The sequence below is a fragment of the Aureibacter tunicatorum genome (genome assembly GCF_036492635.1).
Lineage (GTDB): Bacteria > Bacteroidota > Bacteroidia > Cytophagales > Cyclobacteriaceae > Aureibacter > Aureibacter tunicatorum.
On the sequence record NZ_AP025305.1, the window covers coordinates 4002289 to 4025658 of the forward strand.

General features: G+C 36.5%; 9 protein-coding genes. 4 read left to right on the forward strand and 5 right to left on the reverse strand.

The features are described from left to right. Positions 1–143: 143 nt before the first annotated feature. The gene (locus AABK36_RS16835; RefSeq protein WP_309940150.1) at positions 144–542 is read right to left on the reverse strand and encodes a hypothetical protein; all 399 of its coding nucleotides are present in this window, start codon (positions 540–542) and stop codon (positions 144–146) included. Between the two features lie 168 nt (positions 543–710). On the opposite strand from AABK36_RS16835, the gene AABK36_RS16840 reads away from it, so the two are divergent. Then, entirely contained in the window at positions 711–3584 is a 2874-nt protein-coding gene (locus AABK36_RS16840) for a PD-(D/E)XK nuclease family protein (protein WP_309940149.1), read from the forward strand. Positions 3585–3834: 250 nt separating this feature from the next. On the opposite strand, the gene AABK36_RS16845 is transcribed toward AABK36_RS16840, so the two are convergent. The 3 genes from AABK36_RS16845 to AABK36_RS16855 all read right to left on the reverse strand — a co-directional run bounded on the left by AABK36_RS16845 (position 3835) and on the right by AABK36_RS16855 (position 7259). Next, positions 3835–4146: a hypothetical protein gene (locus AABK36_RS16845; RefSeq protein ID WP_309940148.1), complete on the reverse strand. Its 312-nt coding sequence runs from the start codon at positions 4144–4146 to the stop codon at positions 3835–3837. Positions 4147–4397: 251 nt separating this feature from the next. Then, positions 4398–5594, reverse strand: coding sequence for a tol-pal system protein YbgF (locus tag AABK36_RS16850; RefSeq protein ID WP_309940146.1), 1197 nt, complete (start codon positions 5592–5594; stop codon positions 4398–4400). Between the two features lie 99 nt (positions 5595–5693). Further along, complete coding sequence (locus AABK36_RS16855) at positions 5694–7259, reverse strand: BCCT family transporter (protein WP_309940144.1); 1566 nt, start codon at positions 7257–7259, stop codon at positions 5694–5696. A gap of 416 nt (positions 7260–7675) precedes the next feature. Between AABK36_RS16855 and AABK36_RS16860 the strand changes: the two genes are divergently transcribed. From AABK36_RS16860 to AABK36_RS16870, 3 genes are all read left to right on the forward strand, one after another. Beyond that, entirely contained in the window at positions 7676–9040 is a 1365-nt protein-coding gene (locus tag AABK36_RS16860) for a S28 family serine protease (RefSeq protein WP_309940142.1), read from the forward strand. A 351-nt stretch (positions 9041–9391) separates the two neighbouring features. Continuing rightward, a complete protein-coding gene (locus tag AABK36_RS16865) occupies positions 9392–10357 on the forward strand; it encodes a sterol desaturase family protein (RefSeq protein ID WP_309940140.1) in 966 nt (321 codons plus the stop codon). 81 nt (positions 10358–10438) lie between these two features. Then, on the forward strand, positions 10439–11323 hold the full coding sequence (locus AABK36_RS16870; RefSeq protein ID WP_309940139.1) for an RluA family pseudouridine synthase: 885 nt from the start codon (positions 10439–10441) through the stop codon (positions 11321–11323). 107 nt (positions 11324–11430) lie between these two features. On the opposite strand, the gene AABK36_RS16875 is transcribed toward AABK36_RS16870, so the two are convergent. Further along, on the reverse strand, positions 11431–23082 hold the full coding sequence (locus tag AABK36_RS16875; protein ID WP_309940138.1) for a T9SS type B sorting domain-containing protein: 11652 nt from the start codon (positions 23080–23082) through the stop codon (positions 11431–11433). Positions 23083–23370: the final 288 nt, after the last annotated feature.

Genomic DNA, 23370 nt, shown 5'->3' on the forward strand with positions numbered 1-23370 from the left:
TAAATAACCGACACACTAACAATTGAGGCAAATTTATATTATAACTCAAGCAATAACAATTATATCCAAAAGCAAAATTCTATCAATAAAAAAGCCAATACCTTAAATAAAGCATTGGCTTACAATGTCAAATTTCGAATATATTATTCGTAATCGTGTTCCTTGTGCTTTTTATGTTTTCCTTTTTCCTTATGCTTCTTCTTGCGTTCCTCTTTATGCTTAACCCATTTATCATACTGCTCTGTGGTCAAAATCGCTTTCAACTCAGTATCAATTTCATTTTTAATGCTTTTTACCTTTTCTTTATCTCCGTCCTTTTTCGCCGCATGGATTTCTTCAAACTTATTTTCCAAAATACCCATAACTCTTGACTGTTGGTCAGAGTTAAGGTCAAGCTCCTTAGTCATTTTCTTTGTTACCTTTTCAGCCTTCTCTTTTGGAGTGTGCTTAGACTTTTTATGCTCGTGTTGAGCTTCAGCTAAGTTCAATGACACGGCAAACAAAGCCAAGGCCATTACCATTTTAATTAGTGTCGTTTTCATAATTTTTGATTTGATTCAATATATATCAAAGCAATACAGGTACCCAAAAGTTATAAATGGTTTGAAGAATTCTGTAATTTTTTAATTTTTCTTATCTCTTTGAAAAACTGAAAAAATCATTTCCTATATTGCTCGCTTTGCCGATTATCCTAATATCTTGTAATTCCCATGAAAACATTTTTGGCCGAATTAGCTTCCTACGTTCATGAGCAATATGGAGCTGAGCTTGAAAATCTGACTATCGTATTTCCCAATAGAAGAGCCGGACTATTTTTCAGAAAAGAACTCGCCCAAGTTATCGATCAACCTATTTGGTCGCCTGAAATCATCAGCATGGATGATTTCATCAAAAGCATGTCTTCACTGCAAGCTTGTCATAAACTAAAATTATCTCTCGAACTTCATAAAGCATATCAGAAGCACAGCAAAGGCAAAGAGCCGTTTGATAAATTTTATTACTGGGGCGAAGTATTGCTTAGAGACTTTGAAGATATTGACAAATATGCAGGAAGCGCGAATAAAATATTTGAAACGCTAAAAGATCAAAAGCTCATAGAGCAAGAATTCGACTATCTCGAGGAAGAGCAAATAGCCCTGATCAAGTCATTTTGGAAATCATTCGGAGAAAAAAGGTCTAAGCATCAAGAAGACTTTGTAGAAACTTGGAAAATATTGGCAAATGTATACAAGGATTTTCAAGAAAGCCTCAAAGAGCAAGGACTTGGCTATACAGGAATGATTCACCGAGACTTGATCGCCAAACTTCATGACGAAGAATTCACATCTCCTTACACCAAATTGCTTTTTGCCGGCTTCAACGCGCTTACCGTTACCGAAGAAAACATAATCACTTGGTTTTGCAAAAACACATCAACCGAAATAATTTGGGATGCGGACAATTATTATGTTTCCAGCACAGATCAAGAAGCCGGAAACTTCTTAAGACAATATAAACGACACAAAATATTAGGCGATACATTTCCAAAGTCATTTGAAAGCAACTTTATCGATCAGGAAAAAGATATTACCTATATTGGCGTTGCCAAAGGAATAGGACAAACCAAATGGGTAGGAGAAAATTTAAAAAACTACATTTCATCCACAAGCAACTTTGTGGAAGAGAATACGGCTATTGTATTGCCAGATGAAAATCTTCTTTTTCCAATGTTGCATTCACTTCCTGAGTCTATCAAAAAAGTGAATGTAACCATGGGTTATCCTCTCAAAAACACCGCTCTTTATGGTTTCTTCATGCATCTTCTGGATCTTCAACAAACAAAGTCTAAAGAAGGAAAATTCAAATACCGAGCCGTGCTTAGCATTCTTAAGCATCCTTATGTGCTTCAAAACGAACATGAGAAGATTACTTCCATTATCAATCACATCATTGAAAACAACATCACACAAGTAGATCCTTCAACTTTTCAAGGACTTCAAGCTGAAGCAATTTTCAAACCCACAAAGAATATTGACGAATTTTGCAAATATCTGGTCGAAGTACTAATACTTGTGAATAAAAACCTTGAAAGCAATTTCAAGGGAGACTCCAATCTGGAACAAGAAGTAATATTTAGATTCTACACTGAACTAAATAAGCTTCACGAACTCTTTAGAAATGAAGGCGACGTGAAGGTTGGGTTTGGCACTTTCGTCAACCTGCTAAAGCAAGTCATCATGAACATCAGAATCCCATTCGCGGGAGAACCTCTGGAAGGTATTCAGCTGATGGGAGTATTGGAAACAAGAAACTTGGATTTTGAGAACCTCTACATTCTTAGCGTTAATGAAACTTCGTTTCCTGCCGCTCCTAACACGCAGTCGTTTATCCCTTATAATTTAAGAAAAGGGTTTGGATTGCCTACGTTCGAGCAGGCTGATGCCATGTACGCTTACTTGTTTTATAGAATTTTACAGAGAGCCAAAAAAATTACGATTTTATACGATACAGAACAATCCGGAGGCAAAGGCGGAGAGATGAGTCGATTTTTATACCAACTGATCTATGAACATCCTAATAGGAAAGATATAAAAAGAAAAGTTTTATCCAATTCTGCGGTGCTAAAGGAGAATTTGCCTATTTCCATCCAAAGAACGACTCCAGACAGACTGGACAAATACCTTGGATCATCAGGAAAAATATTATCTCCTTCCGCTATCAATACCTACCTTGATTGTCCTTTAAAATTCTATTTCAGATATATCGCCAATATCAAAGAACCATCAATCATCAAGGAAGAAGTCGACCCAATGATATTTGGCAATATTCTCCATCACGTCATGGAAACGCTTTACAGCCAATTGATCAATAGAAAAAACAATCCAGAAATCACTCAAACGGATTTCGATTTTTTACGAAAAAACATTGATTCCGCTCTTGAAAACGGATTTCGAAAATTCTTTGACATAGACAACAACGAATCATTCGTTTTCGAAGGCAGAAATACCATTATCAAATCCATTATTAAGAAAATGACCAACAAGATCTTGGATATTGATGCATCATACGCACCGTTTGAAATTGTAGGAATGGAATATGGCGTAGAAAATGGCAATTCAAAACAAATTGAAATCAATGTTAATGAAACTAAGCAAAACATTCGAATCGGCGGAACTATCGACAGAATAGATCTAAAAGATGGAGTCTTAAGAGTCATCGACTATAAATCAGGCAAGGATGAGAAAAAAATCCATAGTCTTGAAAGCCTCTTCGACCCTGATTTTTCAATGAGAAACAAAGCTGGATTTCAAACTTTGCTCTATGCTGATATATTCAACTTCAATAATTCAACTATTGGCAAAAAAATTGAAATTGGAGTATATAACAGCAAAGGGATATTCAATGATACATTTGACCCAAGATTTGAAATTTCACAAAACAAGAAAAACCTCAAAATCGAAGATTGCAGAAGCTTACTTCAAGAATTTGATGAACAACTGCAAAAACTCCTGGAGGAAATATTTAATCCAAGAACAATTTTTAAGCAAACAACGAAAGTAGAAAGGTGCCAATTCTGTCCTTACAATGTAAACTGCAAGCGGTAAAAAATAAAATTTAACTTATTTTAGAAAAATTGGCATGAATAGTGGAAATATAAAAAATGTGAAAAAATAAAATTAAAAAAAATGAGTATTGAGTCATGATATTAAAAAATACATTTAAATTACATGAGAGTTAAAAATATTACCCTTTGACTCAATACTCTTCCACTATTAAAAAATCACAAACTCAAAAAATTACCGTTCCACTAAAAAAATTATCTTTATTCTGCATCGCCCCACGGACTAAACTCCCCTAAAACAAATCCGCAGGCAAGCAGACATTTTCCAAATATCCTTCCATCGAAAGTCCTTGCTCTCTCACCTTCATTCGGCTTACCTTATCTGAGTCCTTATGAAAAAAGACTTCAACATAAAACCCGTACAATTGGTATAAATTCACTAGCCTTCCATTGCTGTATTTCTTTCCCAGCAACAAACCATCATTCGTCAGCAAATTGTTCCTGAAACTCAAGGACAAACTTCTAAAACTGGATGCTGGCATAGTGTTCATATATCTCCCTTTTTGTTCTTTCGATGATTCAAAGTAACGCATTTTTTTCTTCATGATGCGTTTAAAAAACACTCAAAAAGTTACATTGATGAGCTTTCGGTCTTTTTTACAAAAAATAAAGTTGCAGCCAAAACGTATTGAAATAGTTAAACAACTAAGAAGATTATTTCATTAATGCAAGATTAAAAAAAAGCCCTGAAAGGTCATAGATTGATAAAAAAGGAAGAAATCAAAAATTCATGTTCAAACATTAAAAAAAGCCTATGAAAAAAAAGTACATCTTCCATAAAGAGTCATACTATATTTTACATATAAGCTCTCATTATCTTCTTAGCTTGCTTATAGACGTAATGTTTCCTCTTGGCATTCTTCCTAATTAGCTTGTGAAGTTCTTTGGCTTGCTTCTGATCATCTTCTTTTACTGCAATTTTGAGCATGCCTAATAATGAGTGCAAATGGTACCCCGAGCTCAAATAGCCATTCTGATTTACAAATTTTCGCACCTCATTATAATAGTGCTTAGCATTTTCATAATCAAGGCGTGTATCATAGTAATTGCCTAGAAAAAAAGCGGCATACCTACCAGAATTAGGACCAAAACCTTCTTTTCCCTCCGAAATCTTACGCAAGATATCCTCGCTAACTTTTTTCATTCGCGTAGTTTTGCCTGACGAATACAATAAACGAGCATAATATCGTTCGAAAGCAGGGTTGTCAGGATACGTTTCATGGAGATATTGAGCCAACTGCAAGGCTTCCGCTCTCTTGTTGCCTTCCATATTCAATATTCTCATCAAAAAATACTGGGCTTCCGTTCGAGTAAAAAAGGCATTTTGACAAACATCTCTAAGTTGTTCGATTCCCAACTCTTTGTCTCCCGAATCAAAAAAAAGCATAACCGGCTTCAACATTCCGTAATTTTCCGGTAGCCAAACCGAAAAGTAATTATACAAACCATCACCAAATAACAGCTCAGGGCTAAGTTCCGCTTCAGCTCTGCATTCATTCAAATAGCTCAATGACTTCTTCGCCTCAAACGCCGCCTTTCTCCACTGTTTTCTTTCTCCATACAATCTTCCAGTTAACGCATGAGTTGCTGATAAAAAAAATGCGCCCTCAAGCTTCGTTCTTTCAATATTATAAATAGACTCCGCATGCACTTTTGCGGTATCTATATAAGCCAAAAAAGTTGAATCGTATGTTATATTTTCAGTTTCAGGCTCAATCAACCACCATTCGGCTAAAGCTCTTAAATAATAAGGCAAAGGATGCCAACCGTATTTCTCCTTCAATACAACATATTGAGAATCGCAAGCCTGCAGCTTGAAGTTGTAAATATTATCGATCATATCCGAAGAGGCTATTTGTGCATTGATATCATTCAAAAGCATCAAACCCTTGGCATCTTCATCATATACTTGCGCTTGTGAATTAAAACTGCCAAAGGCAATGCAGATGAAAACTAGATAAATCGAAACTATTTGTACAAATCTTTTTAACATGGACGCTCTTCTTACTGGAAATTTAACGCTTGATAGCTAAAAATATTTCAAAAAGAACGAATTTGAAAATTTTATGGTCATTTTACACTCAATCTACTTTTAATCAGTGCTTTTATCATTTTTATGTTTATCTACATATTCATTAAATGATTTCAACAAGCTGTAACCCATAATCATAATCACCAAGGCAAAAGGGAATGCAGTAATTATGGAAGCCGTTTGCAAAGCTGTAAGCCCTCCACCAATCAATAAAGTTGCCGCCACACAACCTTGCGTGGATGCCCAAAATATCTTTTGTCCCTTAGGGGAATCATCTCGACCTCCAGATGTGAGCATATCCACGACAAAAGAGCCGGAATCGGAAGACGTAACAAAAAAGCTTCCTACCAATATAATAGTAATTAAAGACGAGATCACACTATAAGGATATTGCTCCAGCAAATGATATATGGCTGTCGACACATCTGCCAATGCGGCATTTGAAATTTCATGATTGCCCATCAATTCATGATACAAGGCGCTTCCTCCAAAAGCTGTCATCCAAAAAAAAGTAAACAGAGTTGGTATTAATAAAACCCCGGAGACAAATTCTTTTACTGTCCTGCCCCTTGAGATTCTTGCGATGAATATCCCCACAAAAGGCGACCAAGAAATCCACCACGACCAATAAAATATGGTCCATGAATTCTGCCAATGATCCTCAGATTGAATACCTGCATATGAATTCGTCCAAAAACTCATATTGAAAAAATTCTGGATGTAAAAGCCTAAATTCTGAACAAACGATTTGAAGATAAACAACGAAGGCCCAATAATGACGATGAAACACAACAAAACCAAAGCTATCCGCATATTCCACTCGCTCAAAACTCTTATTCCTTTGTCCAATCCCAAAACTAAAGAAAGCGTCGCCAAGCCAGTGATAAAAAATATCAATACCACTTGCACGATCTCATTATTATTAATATCAAATAAATAAGACAGGCCTGCGTTTACTTGCTTCACTCCAAGACCAAGGGATGTTGCCAAACCAAATATTGTAGCCAATACCGACACTGTATCGATAGAATCACCTAATGGACCATATATTCTTTTTCCCAATACTGGATAGAAAACCGACCGAACTGTAAGCGGCAACTTTCTATTGAATGAGAAAAATGCCAATGCCAAGCCCACAACAGAATACAACGCCCATGGATGGACTCCCCAGTGCATAAATGTTATAGCCATGGAAAGTTTCGCCGCTGCTACTTGACCGCCAAACTTGCCCATAAAAGGATTTTCTTTGAAATGATAAATAGGCTCCGCGACACTCCAGAATAAAAGTCCAATGCCCATACCAGCGCTAAAAAGCATCGCTAGCCAGGCTTTGTAAGTAAAGTCTGGCTTTGCTTCCTGACCTCCTAATCTTATTTTGGAATATTTCCCAAAACCGAGATACAGTGAAAAAAATAAGACCGCATTTAATAATAATATATAAAACCATCCAACAAAGTTAGAAATGGTTCCTTGGATTTTGGCGAACCATTCTTCGATTGGCTTTCCTAAAAAAAGAGTTAAAATGACCAATATCAATATTATCGCTATTGAACTTACAAACACAGGCCCATTCACTTTCAACCCAAAGAACGTTTTCTTGTCGCTTCTCTTTATATTCTTCCGCATGTATAATCAACTCGCATTGAGCCAATTTGATCAAAAAAATAAAAAATCGCCTTTTCAAAAATTAAATCCATAACATGAATATTAATAAATCAATAATAGATCTATTACCAATTTTTTTGAGTGCATAACGATAGCAGGGACGCTTATTCAAAAAGAAAAATGATTTTGATATAAATCCACTCCCTTCACCCTCTCCAGAGAGGGACAACATGGTATTTTTCTTTTTGAAATTAAATTACCCTGCTACGGTTATAGAATCAACGGTTTTAATAAACTAGTCTGCCCAAGCTAAAACCTAATAAATCAAGCTACAACATTACAAACCTCACTAAATAAAGCTTTAATGATCAATTCACTTGCCTTTCAACTTCATTTTCATCAATTATTTGCGTATTATCAGTGATAAATTATTGAATATGAAAAGATACTTAATTCCCTTTTTTTTAATTTTTGTACTTTGTGCAGCTTGCGATAATGCTTCAAATAATAATGAAAAAGCTGAAAAAATCAGCCTCGATGAAATTATCCAAAAAATCCCTGGTCTGAGAGTAAGCGATACACTGGCCACATTGCCTGGCTATGAATTCTGCTATGAAATATATTTCACCCAGCCCTTAGACCATCAAGACCCATCCAAAGGCACTTTTGAACAACGCATGTATTGGTCGCATAAAGACGCCAATATGCCTATGGTCATGGAAACTGAAGGATACAATATCAGAAAAAACAGATTGACTCCTGTAAATGAAATATTGGAAGCCAATCAATTAATGGTTGAGCATAGGTATTTTGGCAAGTCTTTGCCAGATTCTTTGGATTATGACTACCTGTATATTCAACAGCAAATAGATGATTATCATAGAATCAAAGAGCTGTTCAGCAAAGTGTATAATAAGGAATGGATAAGCACGGGCTTTTCTAAAGGCGGCGAGAATACTTTGATATACAAATCAAAATACCCTAATGATATTGCAGTCGCTGTGCCTGAAGTTGCGCCTATTATTTTAAGCAATGAAGACGAAAGAACAACTGCATTCCTTGACACTGTGGGAACGGACCAATGCAGACAAAAGCTTATTGACTTCCAAAGAACATGCCTTGAGAATTCAGATTTCTTCCTGCCTCAGATCGAGCAAGAAGCAAAAGAAAAAGGCTATAAATACACGACTGTTTCTCCTTTAGGAGCTTTGGAATATGCTGTATTGGAATTTACATTTGCCTTTTGGCAATGGGGATATGGCAAGTGCGAGGACATTCCTGTTGACAAAAGCGATCTGCAAGCATATTATGATTACTTGAAATACATTTCTCCTGTGAGTTATTTCAAAGACAGACCTCATGCCTTTGACAGAAAATCGCCTCCATCTTCGGCAATCATGCATCAAAGAGAGTATGGCTATTATGCTTTTGACAGAAAAAATATCCAAGACTTATTAGTTGCCGCGCCAAATGCTACAAACAGAACTTTTGCGCCAAAAGAAGTCGATATCGAATACGATCCATCGTACATCGCTGAAGTCAACGAATGGCTTAAAGACAATGGCAATGATATCATCTACATTTACGGAGCCGCTGACACTTGGACTGGTTGCGCTGTCAATCCTACTCAAAATGTAAACGCTTTGAAATTTATGGTTCCCGGAGGCTCTCATAGCACAAGAATTCGAGATTTGAACGATGCTCAAAAAGAAGAAGTAATCAAATACTTGGAAGCTCGTATTGATGGCAGCATTTCCAGAGATTATATTGAAAAAAGCAAGTCATTGCCTAAAGTCAAGTAATTAAGCAACTGATCAAAATTATTATAATATTTCCAACTTCGGAGATATTTGACAAAACATTCCCCTAGCCCCCTTAAAAGAGGGAACTTGTTATTTATTAGCTTAAATATAGAATGTGAATTTATTTTAACTGACTACTTATACCTATTAATAACACATCAACTCAATTATCCCTAGCCTTAAAATTCAGACTTCTAAAGCTAGGGATTTTATTTGCCTAAAGTTTTAATAATTCATATCCAATCCGAAAAACTCAAACCATCACATCTAACATGATTTAATCAAGAATTTTCAATCCCGCTTTATTATCATGCAATTTTTAGCTACATTTTACGGAATTAATCCATTATTATGTCTTTAAACGAACTTTGGGAAATTCTGCTCGAAGGCTTAAAAATGCCTATACAAATGTTCTTGACACCATCAAAACGTGTCTATGTTTTGCATTTGGCCACATCTTTATGCATTGCTTATGTTGTTTTTCTTTTTTCCGGCAAAAAGCAAGGGTTCTTCAAATACATTCTAAACAAAAAAGTATGGACCAATCATTCGGCAAGAATCGATTACGGACTAATCGTATTCAATAGCTTCTTTAAAGTCATACTGATCGCTCCGATTCTTGTATACAGCTTATATATTAGCTTCTACACAACAGAATGGCTTAATAGCCAATTTGGCTATCCTCAATATGATATACCCCAGTATGCTTTTATCATTGCCTATACATTGACTTTAATGCTTGCCAATGATTTCATGAGCTTTTTCATACATTACTTAATGCATAAGTATGAAGTGCTTTGGGAATTCCATAAAATCCATCACTCAGCGACTACGATGAATCCCCTAACACAATACAGGCTACACCCTGTAGAGCTTATGATCAACAATATAAAAGGAACTTTAGTGATTGGATTCGTTTCTGGATTTTTCAATTTTATATCAGGACATCAAATCAGTGTGATATCTTTTCTTGGCGTAAATATTTTCAACTTTGCTTTCTTAGCACTAGGCGCCAACCTAAGACACTCTCATGTCAAATTGAAATATCCTCATTTGCTCGAAAAAATACTTATCAGCCCATTTCAACATCAAATCCACCATAGTGCCGACCCGAAACACTTCAACAAGAATATGGGATCCAAATTCGCGCTTTGGGATTGGATGTTTGGCACCTTAGTAAGGTCCAAAAACATAGAAAAGCTTAAATTCGGACTTGGAACAAGAGAAAACCTCCAATACAATTCATTAGCAAAAAACCTATACATGCCCTTCTATAATTTATGGAATAGACTTGCGCGAATTTTCTCTAAAAACTAATAATGCTTTCAAGCACGCATGCCTTGCTTAATTTTCTCATATTTGCATAAAAAAGAATGATCAATATTCTCTTTACTATCCATGCATGTAATTGAAAAACACATTGTGCCGGTCTTGACGCAAAAATTCCGACTTAGCGAATATATCATTGGAAAGTTCCAAAGTTTGCAATCCAGACAAGGATCTAAAAAAGCTATCAAAAAGAATCTGATATTGGTTGACAGATCTATCGGCACAACAGCCACTTGGATATTAGGCGGCGAAACTATAGAGCTGATCGATGAAGAAAACATTCCCAAAACTTACAATTTGCCTCTAGACATCGTATTCGAAGATGAATATATGGTCATCATCAATAAGCCTGCTGGACTCGTCGTAAGCGGCAATCAATTTAAAACAGCCGCAAATGCGATCATATCCTTAGCGAATAAATCAACTGTGCAAGATGCTCTACCGTATCCCAAACCCGTTCATAGGCTTGATAGCGGGACTTCAGGCTTACTCATATTCGCCAAGACCAGAAGCGCTTTAATTGCTTTAGGAAACATGTTTCAAAGCAAGTCAATCCGCAAAGAATACTTGGCTATTGTAACTGGCAAACTAAACGGCAATGGAGATATCACAAAGCCTATTGACGATTATGAATGCCATTCTAGTTACTCAACAGTCAAATCTGTTCCTTCCCTCAAGAATAATTGGCTTACTCTTGTAAAGCTTTCTCCTCATACGGGAAGAACTCACCAGCTTCGCATTCACATGGCAAGCATAGGCCATCCTATATTCGGAGATAAACTGTATGGCAATGAAGGAGAAATATACGAAGGCAAAGGCTTGTTTCTGACTGCTGTCAAGCTAAGTTTCGAACATCCAGTATTAAAAAATAATCTGAACATAGAAATTCCTATGCCGAATAAATTCGATTCGCTATTAAAAAGAGAAGAAAGAAGGTGGAACAAATACCATTGATATAATTCACTACGAATCCAACTCCACTATTTCTATAATTTCATAATCTATAAAAACTAAAAAAGCCGGTCGATTGACCGGCTTTTTATATCCACTTATAATTATGACTAGCGCTGGATTACCACGTAACCATCATACTTGGCTCCATTGCCTAAATCCAATACCCAGAAATATGTTCCTTGAGGAAGCTTGTCGCCAACTTTCATTCCTGTGTTGGCAATACCTGTCCAATCATTTACATATCCATCAGCTTCATAAATCAAGTTACCCCATCTGTTGTAAATCTTGACATTATTCTCAGGATAGTATTCGATATTCTTGATCACAAAGAAATCATTCAATCCATTGTTATCATCCGGAGTAAAGATATTGTAAGCTTCGATTGTAGCTTCTTTAAGCACAATGCTCAAAGTTGCGAAATCAGTCTCGCCATACATATCCACAATTCTATACTCCACAGTGCCTTCATCTAGAATTCTCTCATTCTCATCGAATTCTACATCAGCTCCTGGATTAGGTATATAAATAGCAGCTCCAGACAAAGTATCCAATGTCAAAGTACCATATTTCAATGCCAACTCAGTAACATATGTTGTATCACCTGTTTCGCTTATCGACAAGAATCGTGTTTGATAAACATCGATGTTATCATCAGGATCATTGTCATTAAGAACGATATTCACCTCGCCACCTTGCAACTCACCATAATTGTCAGTAATCACTTCCAATGTATCGTTTTGAGCTATTGGAGCCAAGTTGAATCTATTCATGTAGAAAGATTCCTCATCTTCGCATCCATAAGTATCAGCGACCTTATAAATAATTTCATAAGTTAACGTATCGTCGAAAGGCGTATTCAATACATCAGTTCTTGGATGGAAGAAGTCTGCTGGTGTCTTTGTTACCGTATATGGCAAACTTGTCACTGTCGCTCCATCTTCAAGAATTTGATACTCTATTTGATCTCTGAATTTCTCATAAAGACCTAATGAGATCGTATCATTCTGAGGTTTATCTAAAATATTAATCGATAACTCTGGCGCTTGATAAACACTTAATGCGATATCAGATACCAACTCATCTCCTAATTTTTCATAGATCATAAATCTATACGGGCTTCCGTCTTCTCTTAAGCTAATAGGAGTAGACGTTACCAGATTATTAGCATTGTCATACAATTCATAATAATGATCAGGCCCTCTGAAGATATTGCTCATTAATATAGACTCCTCACAACTTCCATAAACCATTGTTGGATCGTCCACATCAATTTTCAAGTCATAATCAAACCCTAATTCTATATCTTCCGTAACTGGACAACCATAACTATCAGTCACAGTTAAAGAAAGTACAGATCTCTGTCTAAGAACCACATTAGGCTGAAGTTCATTAGGCGTTGATATTTCAGCATCACCTGAAACCACACTCCATTCATAACTATATGAAACTCCTTCAGTTGTATTTTCTAACTCGACATTAGCAAACGGATGGCTTATTGATTGATCATAATCATCCGGATCAATTTTCAAGTTATCTACCATACCCTTGATAGCAATAGACTGAATGATATTCAAAGTAGCTGTTGTTGTATTAGAAATACCATCTTTATCCGTCACTCTAATAACATACTCTCCAGATACTCTTTCAGGGTAATTCACACCAACAGGCAATTGATATCTTCCATCAGGTGTTGTTCCTACCGTTACAAGACCTACATCATAAGATAACTCCCCATTAGTCCAAATAATCTCTTCAATCTCATCATGCGACTTGTTAAGAACATTTACGATCAAACCTTCATCTTCACACCAACCAATCGTCAAATCGTCAGCAGTCAACTTAGGTTTCACATAAACTGTCACCTCATCAACACTAATACATCCATACTTATCAGTTACTGTAACTTCATAAGTCGTTGTCACTTCAGGATTTGGCGTTGGATTCGCAATGTTCGCATCATCCAACCCTACTGAAGGCGTCCATACAAATGAATCATAGAAATCATAGTCATAGTTGTCATCAGCATCCGGTCCTAAAGTAATTGTATTTGGAGTGCTTGAATCAATTACTAAACGATCTTCCCCACTCCATGCAATCGCTACAGGCTCCTTATCTCGAGTGATAGTGAACGTTTTCACATCTTTCAGCTGATTGCCATTATTATCCAATACTGGTTGACCATTTTGATCTTTCAAAAGCACAGTCAACTCATACGTACCCGGATCCAAAGTCGCTCTATCTGACACCCACTCTCTTCCATCTTCAGGAACAGTCTTCCAACTATAATCAACCTGTTGACCAGGTTCTAATTTCAATGTCGGAATCACTTCAGCATTTTCTCTACAATAGCCTATCACAGTAGGACTTACCTCTAAGATTATTCCTACAGTTGTATTGGCGTATTGATGCTTAGAACATCCGAATCTATCAGTAACAGTTAATTTATAAGTTGTAGAATAGTTAGCTTTTGGAGTTGCATCTTCAATATCATTACGATCTATCAAGCTACTTATATCCATTAATGGGTCATCATTCATTGTCCATTCATAGTTCAAAAGCAAATCGCCATTCGAAGCATAATCATTCTCATTCAAACCATTAATATTTACATCAAATGGTTCCATATTTTCATAACCCGGAGTTGGGTCAATTAATATTGATGGAATTTCATCAATTGTAATTTGCTCATCTATTTCAACAGTAAACTGAGTAGTTGCTACTTTTCCAGCCTCGTCAGTGATTTTCAAAGTATAAACACCACCCTCAGTGACTGTCAACTCATCAGTGTTATCTACTATTAACCCACTTGGAAGCGTCCATTCATACCAAGATGCATCAGCTGTTCCATTTCCACCTAATATATCAGCTGTTATAACTTGATTTGGCAAGCAGAAAGGAATTACAACATCAGGAACATCCACTGTTAGTCCTTTCACAAATCTAATCTCATCGCTAGCCACACATTTGAACTGATCATCCTCAACAGTCAATGTGAATGTCGTCAATTGCGTAATTTGATTAGGGTCAACTGTAATTTCATCTCCATTGATTACAAAGTCAACAACTGGGTCAGAAGTCCATGTTCTTGTCAATTGACCTTGGCCTGTTACTTGAGCGACAACAATTTCGCTATTCGTTTGGTCAGAATCAATCACTATATCAGCAGGCAACGTTACAGTCGGAAGCTCTGATTCTCTTACAGTAAAGTTATGAACACTTCTTTGTCCATAATTATCAGTAGCAACAACTGAATACACTTTAGGATAAGTTTCATTAGCTTGTTTAGTCACTGAGATAGACTCAGTAATGTTCGGCAATTGATTACCAGTTCCATCAACATCGTCATACCAAGCATAGCTAATATTTCCATTGCCTTCAGCTCCTGCTATAAATTGAGCTGTTAAGTTAGCAGTAGCGATATCAAAACAACCTAATGTTATGTCTTGTCCAGTTATTTTCAATGGACGAATAAATGTAATCGTTCTATCTACAGGACAAATCATATCGCCAGATATTTGAGCTGTAAATGTCACAGGGAAATTATCAATATTCGCAGTATCAAGACTTACTGAAGCCTGATCATATGATGTCAATCCATTAACAGACGTATCCCAAGTAACCGAACTACTACCATCAGCAGTAACCATAGCTACGATATCCATAATTTGTCCATTAACCACCACAGGAACTGACGGATCTGAATCTATCATTGTTCCATTCAAGCTGTATCTAATGGCAATAGTTGGAGCTGCAGCCTTTTGCACTTCAAAGTTAACTGTTGATTGAAGCCCTTCAGTATCAGTAACCACCAATACATATTGGCCTTCTCCATCAGTAATTGAAGGAGTAATATCCGCTAATAAATTACCATTTTTATACCACTGGTAAGTAAATATTGCTGGATCGCCATTACCCGCTTGAAGCAATTCTGACTCGATTAATGTTTCATTTTCACAATCTTTTAATATCGCAATATCTTTAACATCAACTTCCAATGGTCTCAATATCACTATATCATCTGAAGCTATACAACCTTTGCTATCTTCGACATTTATGGATACAGTGTAAGGGAAATTAGCTACTCCAGTTGTATCCAATGTCACTGCATTTTGATTACCTAAACCTGCGTGCGACCAACTGTAATTAACAAGCTGAGCTCCACCATTTTCAGGCATAGCTGTCAGTCTTACAGGGTTTTCATAGATCACAAATCTATCTTCCTCTGTTAAATTAACTCCATGAGCAATATTCACAGATGGTTCCGGCAATATGTCCAAAGTGAAACTTGTAGTATCTTCCATACCCCAAGAATCTCTCACAACGATCTGATATTCGCCTTCTCTTGGCAAATTAGGAGTTGCCGTCATGCCTCTTGCCACTTCTACATCATTGAATAACCAAATAACCTCATCAGGAATACCGCCTTTAACAGAGTCAAGCGAAATCTCTCCGATATTTTGACAGAAACCAATAACAGTATCCGCTTTATACGCTTTTAGATCTACCAAAGCTCTAAGCACACTATCTTTAGTACAGCCAAACACATCCTCTATCTGAACAATATATTCTGTCGAAACAGCAGGGTTTGGAATAGGATTAGATATCGTAGCATCTGACAATCCATCATTTGGCGTCCAAGTAAAAATCAAATCACCTTCACCACTTGCTGTTATATCAAACTCTTCAGTAGTATTTCCTACTAATGGATCTATAATGATAGTATCATCATTAACCGTCAAGATTGGTTCAGCAGCTTTTCTAACAGTATAAACTGTTGACTCAGCTTCTGTGCCCGTCTGATTATCAACAACTTTAACTTTATAAAGTGTTCCTGATGTAGGAGCTGGTAATGTAATAGTCTGCAAATTAGAGTTTGGTATTTCTACTGCATTTCCAATATTACTAAACTCATACCAAGTATAAGTTACATCCGCTCTGCTAGGATCAGCAGTCAAAGTAATCTCATCTTCACAGAAACCGATATACCCTGGATCAATAATCACTACGCTAATATCAAATGTTACATGAACCGTATCTGCATCTGTACAACCAAATTGATCCGTTACGGTCAATATAAAGTCAGTTGGAGCTGTCAAAGCTGAAGGGTCCAACACTACATCTTCCGAATCGTCAACATTCAATGCTGTATTAGGAGTCCAAACATAAGTTAACCCACTACCAGAGCTTGAAGCAGTAATTTGAACCGGCGTATTATTTCCAGGCGTCAAAATAATCGTATCTCTATCAATATCAACTCGCGGTTCCGCCAATCTTGTAACTATAAAATCAACAGAGCTTGTTTTGCCGCTTATTGTTGTCGCCGACAAAGTATAAGTACCCGAAGCACTTGGCAAAGGCAATTGAGCATCTGTCAATGACGGAGACTCTTCAATCAATATACTTCCATCTGTCAATATCCAATTATAAACGATAGTACTTGGATCCGCTTCTCTATGAACAACAGTTGTTGGAGTCAAATTCAAACCTACATCACAGGCACTCAATTGTTCATCAACCTTTTCAACTTTAATATCGAAAATAATCTCTTGCTCAACTGTAACAGAACATCCATTGGCATCGGTAACTGTTAATCTATAAATATCTCCCGACAACAAATCTGCGTCAGCCACTACTAAATTTAATTGATTATCAACAACTGTTACGCTATTATCAATAACAGACACTTTTTCCCAAGTATAAGTTCTTGGCTCAGTTCCAGTTGCATTCCCATACAATGTCAATCCGAATGGATATGGATCAGGATCCAAATTGTCAAAATCAACCCCATTAGCAGCTGTTATCCCAGCAGTTGGAGCATTTTCTCTAATTATTGAGAAATCAACTTGATGGGAAGCTCCACTTATTGTCGTAGCTTCCAAACTGTATGTCTCTATGCTTCCTAAAGAAGGCAACTGATCATTTGAAAGTGTAATATCTCTACCATTGATTTCTGTGGCAGCGACAGGAAGCGGAGAGGTCCAAATAAAATCAATAGTTGATTCGTCAAGTTCTCTATGGAAAACATTTACTGGAGATAAATCCAAAGTTTGCTCACATGAACTAATAACTATATCATCAACTTCTACAATCACATCAAAATAAACCACTTGCTCGACTGAATCTTGGCAACCAGAAGCATCTGTGACTACTAATCTATAATTTCTACCTGAAACCAAATCAGCCTCATTAACTGTCAAGTCTTCATTATTAGCTCCAGCAATTGCTGGTTCATTTCCATTCAATGCAGGATCAACGATTTTCCATTCATAGGTAAATGGTCCCACGCCAGCAGTTGCTTCACCGTCAATAGTCAAGCTAGTCGCCTGTGGATCTAGATCTGTATACGTTCCAGTAATACTAGCAACAGGTTCTACTTCTCTAGTAATATCGAAATCAATCTCATTAGACAAACCTGTCGCATCAGCAGTTGCTTTTAATACATATGTTTCAGTCTGGCCAACTGATGGTAAATCAACAGATGTCAAATTAATAACTCGACCTGTTCCAACAATATTTCCAGCCAAGGTCCATTCATAAGATACTACTTCACCAGCGATTGAATCAACCTCTGCAACTAACTGCAAAGTTTCATCACATGAGCTTATTGTCTTATCTATTTGTTTTGGATAAACGGTAAATGAAACATCTGTATTTACAGTAGAAGAACATCCATTTTCATCGATAACTGTCAATTCATAAGTTCTGCCACTCGCTATTCGATTAGTGATAGAATGATCAATCGATTCAATCAAATTAAGATCTTCATTATTGAAAATAACATTCGCATTTCCTACTTCTCTCCATTCATAAGTTAAATTGCCAAAACCAGCACTCGAAGCATCAATAGTCAATGGAACCAATGAAGCGTCTCTTGGGTCCAAATTAGTATATGTTCCATCGATAGTGGCAGTCACAACTGGTATCGGATCAACTGTCAATGGCTCAGACTTTAAAACACCGTTAGTTGTTCTTACATCGATTCTATAATCACCATCTGGTAATATAGTTGTGAATATCTTACTTGTTCCGTCATATACTTCCGTTTCTGGATTTGTTGACAAGTCAAAAATCTTCACGAAGTCAATAGTCTCTGTAGTACTGACAACAACATCCACATTATTTTCACAATCAACAACTGATACTGTTGGCTCAATAGTCATTTCCGAAACAGTAATAGTCACTTGATCGTCATCTGAACAGCCATAAGCATCTATAACAGTTACATTATAAGTACTTGTCTCTGAAGGTGTGAATATTGGAGAAATAATAGATGGGTCGCTAATTTCTCCTGCAGAAAATGCATTTCCATCAACTCTTTCCCAAAGAACTGTAGCTACCTCTTCTGCAGTATAACTAGATACTCCAGTAAAATCAGCGCTTTGTCCAAGTTCGACCACTGGCACATTCCCTGCTTCTACTTGAGGAGCTTTTTGTTTTGTTATGGTAAAATTATAATCCAAAACATCCGCACCAGAAGTTGAAACAGCTTCAACTCTATAAGTCAAAACCAGTGGATTATCAACATCAGTATTTGCTGTCAAATTACTTAAAGTAACGATTGCAGGATTAGTCACTGTAGCCCCACCAGTATTGTCTTCAGAGTATACCACAGAGCCATTTTCTTCATTAATGATCGCTAATGAAGCAAGCGGATATGTTGTTGTAACAGTTACAGTTACATCTTCCTCATCATCGCATGCCCCTATAACTACATCAGGAACTTCTACAGATATCTCGTCTACTTCGATAGTTACTGTCTCCGTAGTTGTACATCCACCCGCATCCGTTACAGTTACTTGATAAGTAGTCGTAACGTTTGGAGTTGCTATAGCTCCAGCAATTGTAGCATCATCAATTTCCGAAGCTGGTATCGCTGTTCCATCAGCATATGTCCATTGGATCGTAGACGGAGCTATAGCTGTATAATTTATGTTAAATGGAGTCGTATTTGTTTTGTCCTTTCCTATCAAGATTATCTTATCAGCGGCATCCACGGTTACTTGAGGAGCTACTTGTCTTGTTACAGTAAACTCTTCTGTTATAACGTGTCCATAAGTGGATTCCACCTCAACTCTAAATATTTTCGAAAGATCATTAATCACATCTGTATTTGGGTCTATAGGTAAAGTCAAACCATTAACAGGGTTCACTGCATTACCACTCAAATCAGCATATACTATTTCTTCAGGATTTACACTAGTGTCAAATACTCTTACGGAATTCAAACCATAGTTTTCAGTAACATTAATATCCACAGTTGGGGTAGGAGCACATGCGCTAATCAAAATATCATCAACTGTCAAAGATATCTCATCAATGATCACTTCAACTTCATCCTCAATAGTACATCCATATATGTCAGTTACAAGAACTTTGTAAGTTTTATTCGCTGATGGAGTAACAAATACTGGATCGATAATATCTGTAGCTGAAATATCATCAGGCACAACTAATGGGCTATCATCGGAATTAGTCCAAAGTATAGTTACAGGTTCTACTCCAGTGTAGCTTGCATTAAATGCTGTAGTATTCACAACATCCTTACCTATAATAATATCAGTACCTGCATTTACTGTAGGAGCTGGATCTTGGCTCACCGTAAATTGCTGAGTATCACTTGAACCAGTTGTAGATTCAGCAGATACTTCATAAGTTCCAGGAGCAAATGCCTGAGTGTTGACAATTTTATCAGTTCCAGTATATACAACCACCGACGTTGTCGTATTAGTTATTGTATGAGTTGCTAAAGGATAACTAGAGTTTATCAATATTTCAACAATTGGATCAGGATTACAACTTCCGATTAAAGTGTCGGCAACCGTAATTGTAACTTGGTCCATGATAATTTCTACATCTGAAGAATCAACGCAACCATAAATATCTGTTACAAATAATCTATAAACACCTGGACCTGTTGGTTTAGCAGTAGGCTGCAATATGTCATCAGCAGTGATTTCTCCATCAACATTCAAGTCTCTTGTATTATTTCCTTCTACTAGTTTCCACTTGATATTATCAATCAAAGTAGGGTTCAAAGTAGTAGAACCATTAAATGCCGGAGGGTTTGTATTTCCATTAGTTAAGGTAATATCAGTTCCTGCATCCACTGTAAACACTGGACTTTGAGTAATGGTAAAATTAATTCGATCTTCAGCGCCATATTGGTCCTGAGCTACAACTGTATATGTTCCAGGAGTCAATCTTGTTACAATCGAATCAATGGTGCTTATGCTATTCGCTAAATCTTCCGAAGTAAATTGTTGATAATCTGTCGTTTCTCTTGTTCCATTCTTTTCAAACCAAACATCGCTAACATTCTTATTAACCTTAGCCACTTGATCGTATAATGTACTCGCTGTAACTAATGTATCTGGTTGACAAGAACCTAACGCGATATCAGCGATTGATTCTATTTCAACTTCAGAAGTTATATTTATTACCAAATTCGAAATGTCTTCGCACGGCATATCAGATCGGCCTGAACCATCAACATATGGGTAATTCCTTGCTGTCGTATAAGTAAATGTATAAGTGCCATTTTGAAGGAATGTAGAGCTTCCCAAATCAGTCAAAACAGCCTCTTCATCAGTTGAAGATGTGTTTGAATTTGGAGTTATTACCACATTTTGCCCATTCGCTTGCGACCAAACTGCTGAGATTCTTTCCACTCCATTTCGAACAAGCTGAGCATCTGGATCTGTCATCGTTGCTTCGCCGTCAGCAGTTTGTCTTTCATGCGCTTTCGTTCTCAATTCATCATACAGATTCAAGGTATTCAAATCAAAATGATTAATATTGATAGTTTCTGTATCATCAATAGGTTGCAAGCTTGACCCTGCATAAGATTTCGGACGAACACTTATATCCCAAACAACCTCTCCCATACAACCTTCACCAAGCTCATAATTGTACCTTAAGGTTTTGTTAGAAAAAACTTCATCCGCCGATAAATCGATCTGATCTTGAGACGTAGATAATACAAGACTAGGGTCATCAATCACCCAATTATAAGACTCAATCTGAGGTTGATAGTTACTACTACTTTTAGGAATATCATCTCTAAAATTAATTTTCCAATCTACCAAAAAACCATTATCCCTAGCTAAACCATCAATAATTTTCACTTGCCAAAGACCATTCATCTCCGTTTTACCAGTTAACTCATCAAATGAATTTCTAATACCATCTTCACCTCTTACAAGAGCAAATTGCTGACCTTCTGGATAAATATAATTATTGTTTTGTGCTCTAACAACATTCCCTCCCCAACCTTCTTCTTGAGCGACTCTTTGATTTATCGCCTCCAAGTCTACAATATTTGGAAATGGATTTCTATTGATTCTATTATTTACAATTTGTCGATTGCTAGGTTCCCCAGAAACCCAAGAATACCTATATGCTCTGCCATAAGTTGGAGGAAGTTCTCCATTACTGCCATTATCTTGATCGGTCAACTCTCCATTCAAATTATAAATATGTGGTTCGCCGAAATACATGAAATTATAATCATTCTTCTCTAATAACACTACTTCCTCTTGAGAAGGAGAAATCAAAATTATTTGTAAATCACCAACAAATGAATGTTCCAACTCTATTTCTACTGATTCTATATCACCTGGCTGAAACTGATAACCTTTCTCAAAACATGTAAAAATCGCAGGCCTTGAGTAACCAATACCAATACCATCAGGCAATGCCAAAACATTCTGGTTAGGATCCAAATCTGTGCACTTTTCATCGATAACAGGAAACTCTAATTCTGGCTGCAATATAAATGGAGTATCCCCTTCACAAGCCATTTCGGTACCTCCAACATCATCATTTGAATTTCCAATTACGATTACTTTCTTATTAATCCAGTTGTAATTTCTACATTCTGTCAATACGTCTTCTCCAGATATATCCCCTTTGTTCTGATCTTGGACAAGCAACATTACCGCGTACTCACCAGGGTTGTCAAAAGTATAATCAAAAGTCGTTTCGCCAACAGCTTGTTCATGCTTTTGGCTGGTTTCTGACACAATCCAAGTAAAAGTGGACGTTGCATCCGATTGATCATAAGAAGGAATATAATCTTCCGGTTTAGGATTTGTCACATCAGCTCCATAAATTCCTTTTCCATGAAAAGTAATTTCAGCTCCCTGACATACTTTAATGAAATCATCCGGGTTATCTATTAATGTTCCGTTATCAATCTGAACGGCATCCAAAGAAGCCTCTACACTTTTGCAGTTATAATTGCACCCTATATCAACAAGAACACCCGAAAAACTATTCACATATTTTCTTTGCCAAACCAATGTAATGCATCCTGAAGCATTATTTGGCAGTACTCTAAATTCTCTATAATCTTCAGCTCCAGTATCTCTCCCCGCAGGACTAGCCAATAGTTTATCTTGATCAAAATTATAATTACCTTGCCATACTGAAGCAAAGTCTCCGTCGTATAATGAAAATACATTATCATCCCAATCATTATCAGGATGTCTCTCCTCAAGCCTATCTGTCGTAATTTTCAAATAACTAGACAATCCATCTCCATCATTTTCACCTGGACAGAATTCCGCCACATAAAACCAATCATCATATTCGTTACCATTATTCGGATCACTCCAATGATCAGAAAAAGTAGAATTACATGAATTAACACTCTTTACTGTGGTATTTGGATATCTTGGATCAAATCGATAGTCAAACTGACCAATACTGTCCATCACCACTCCATACAATAGCAAAATTAGAAGTATTATTTTCTTCATATTAATATGTTTTAGGGGTTTCTTTTTCATCAAATTTCAGTATGTAAAAAGCATTTTTCAAATTCTGAAACAAGAAATTATGGATATATTAACAAAATTGTTTGATAATTAAAAGAAAACAGATTAGTATTTAAAATCTCAAAATGAAATAGATAAGATAATATTGACAAAACCGTAACTAACAGCTAAAAATGTTCATCAGCATAATACTTATTATATTTGAACCTTATATCTCGAAAAACATAATGAATAGATTAATAATAATCGTATTAAAAGAGATTAATGGAG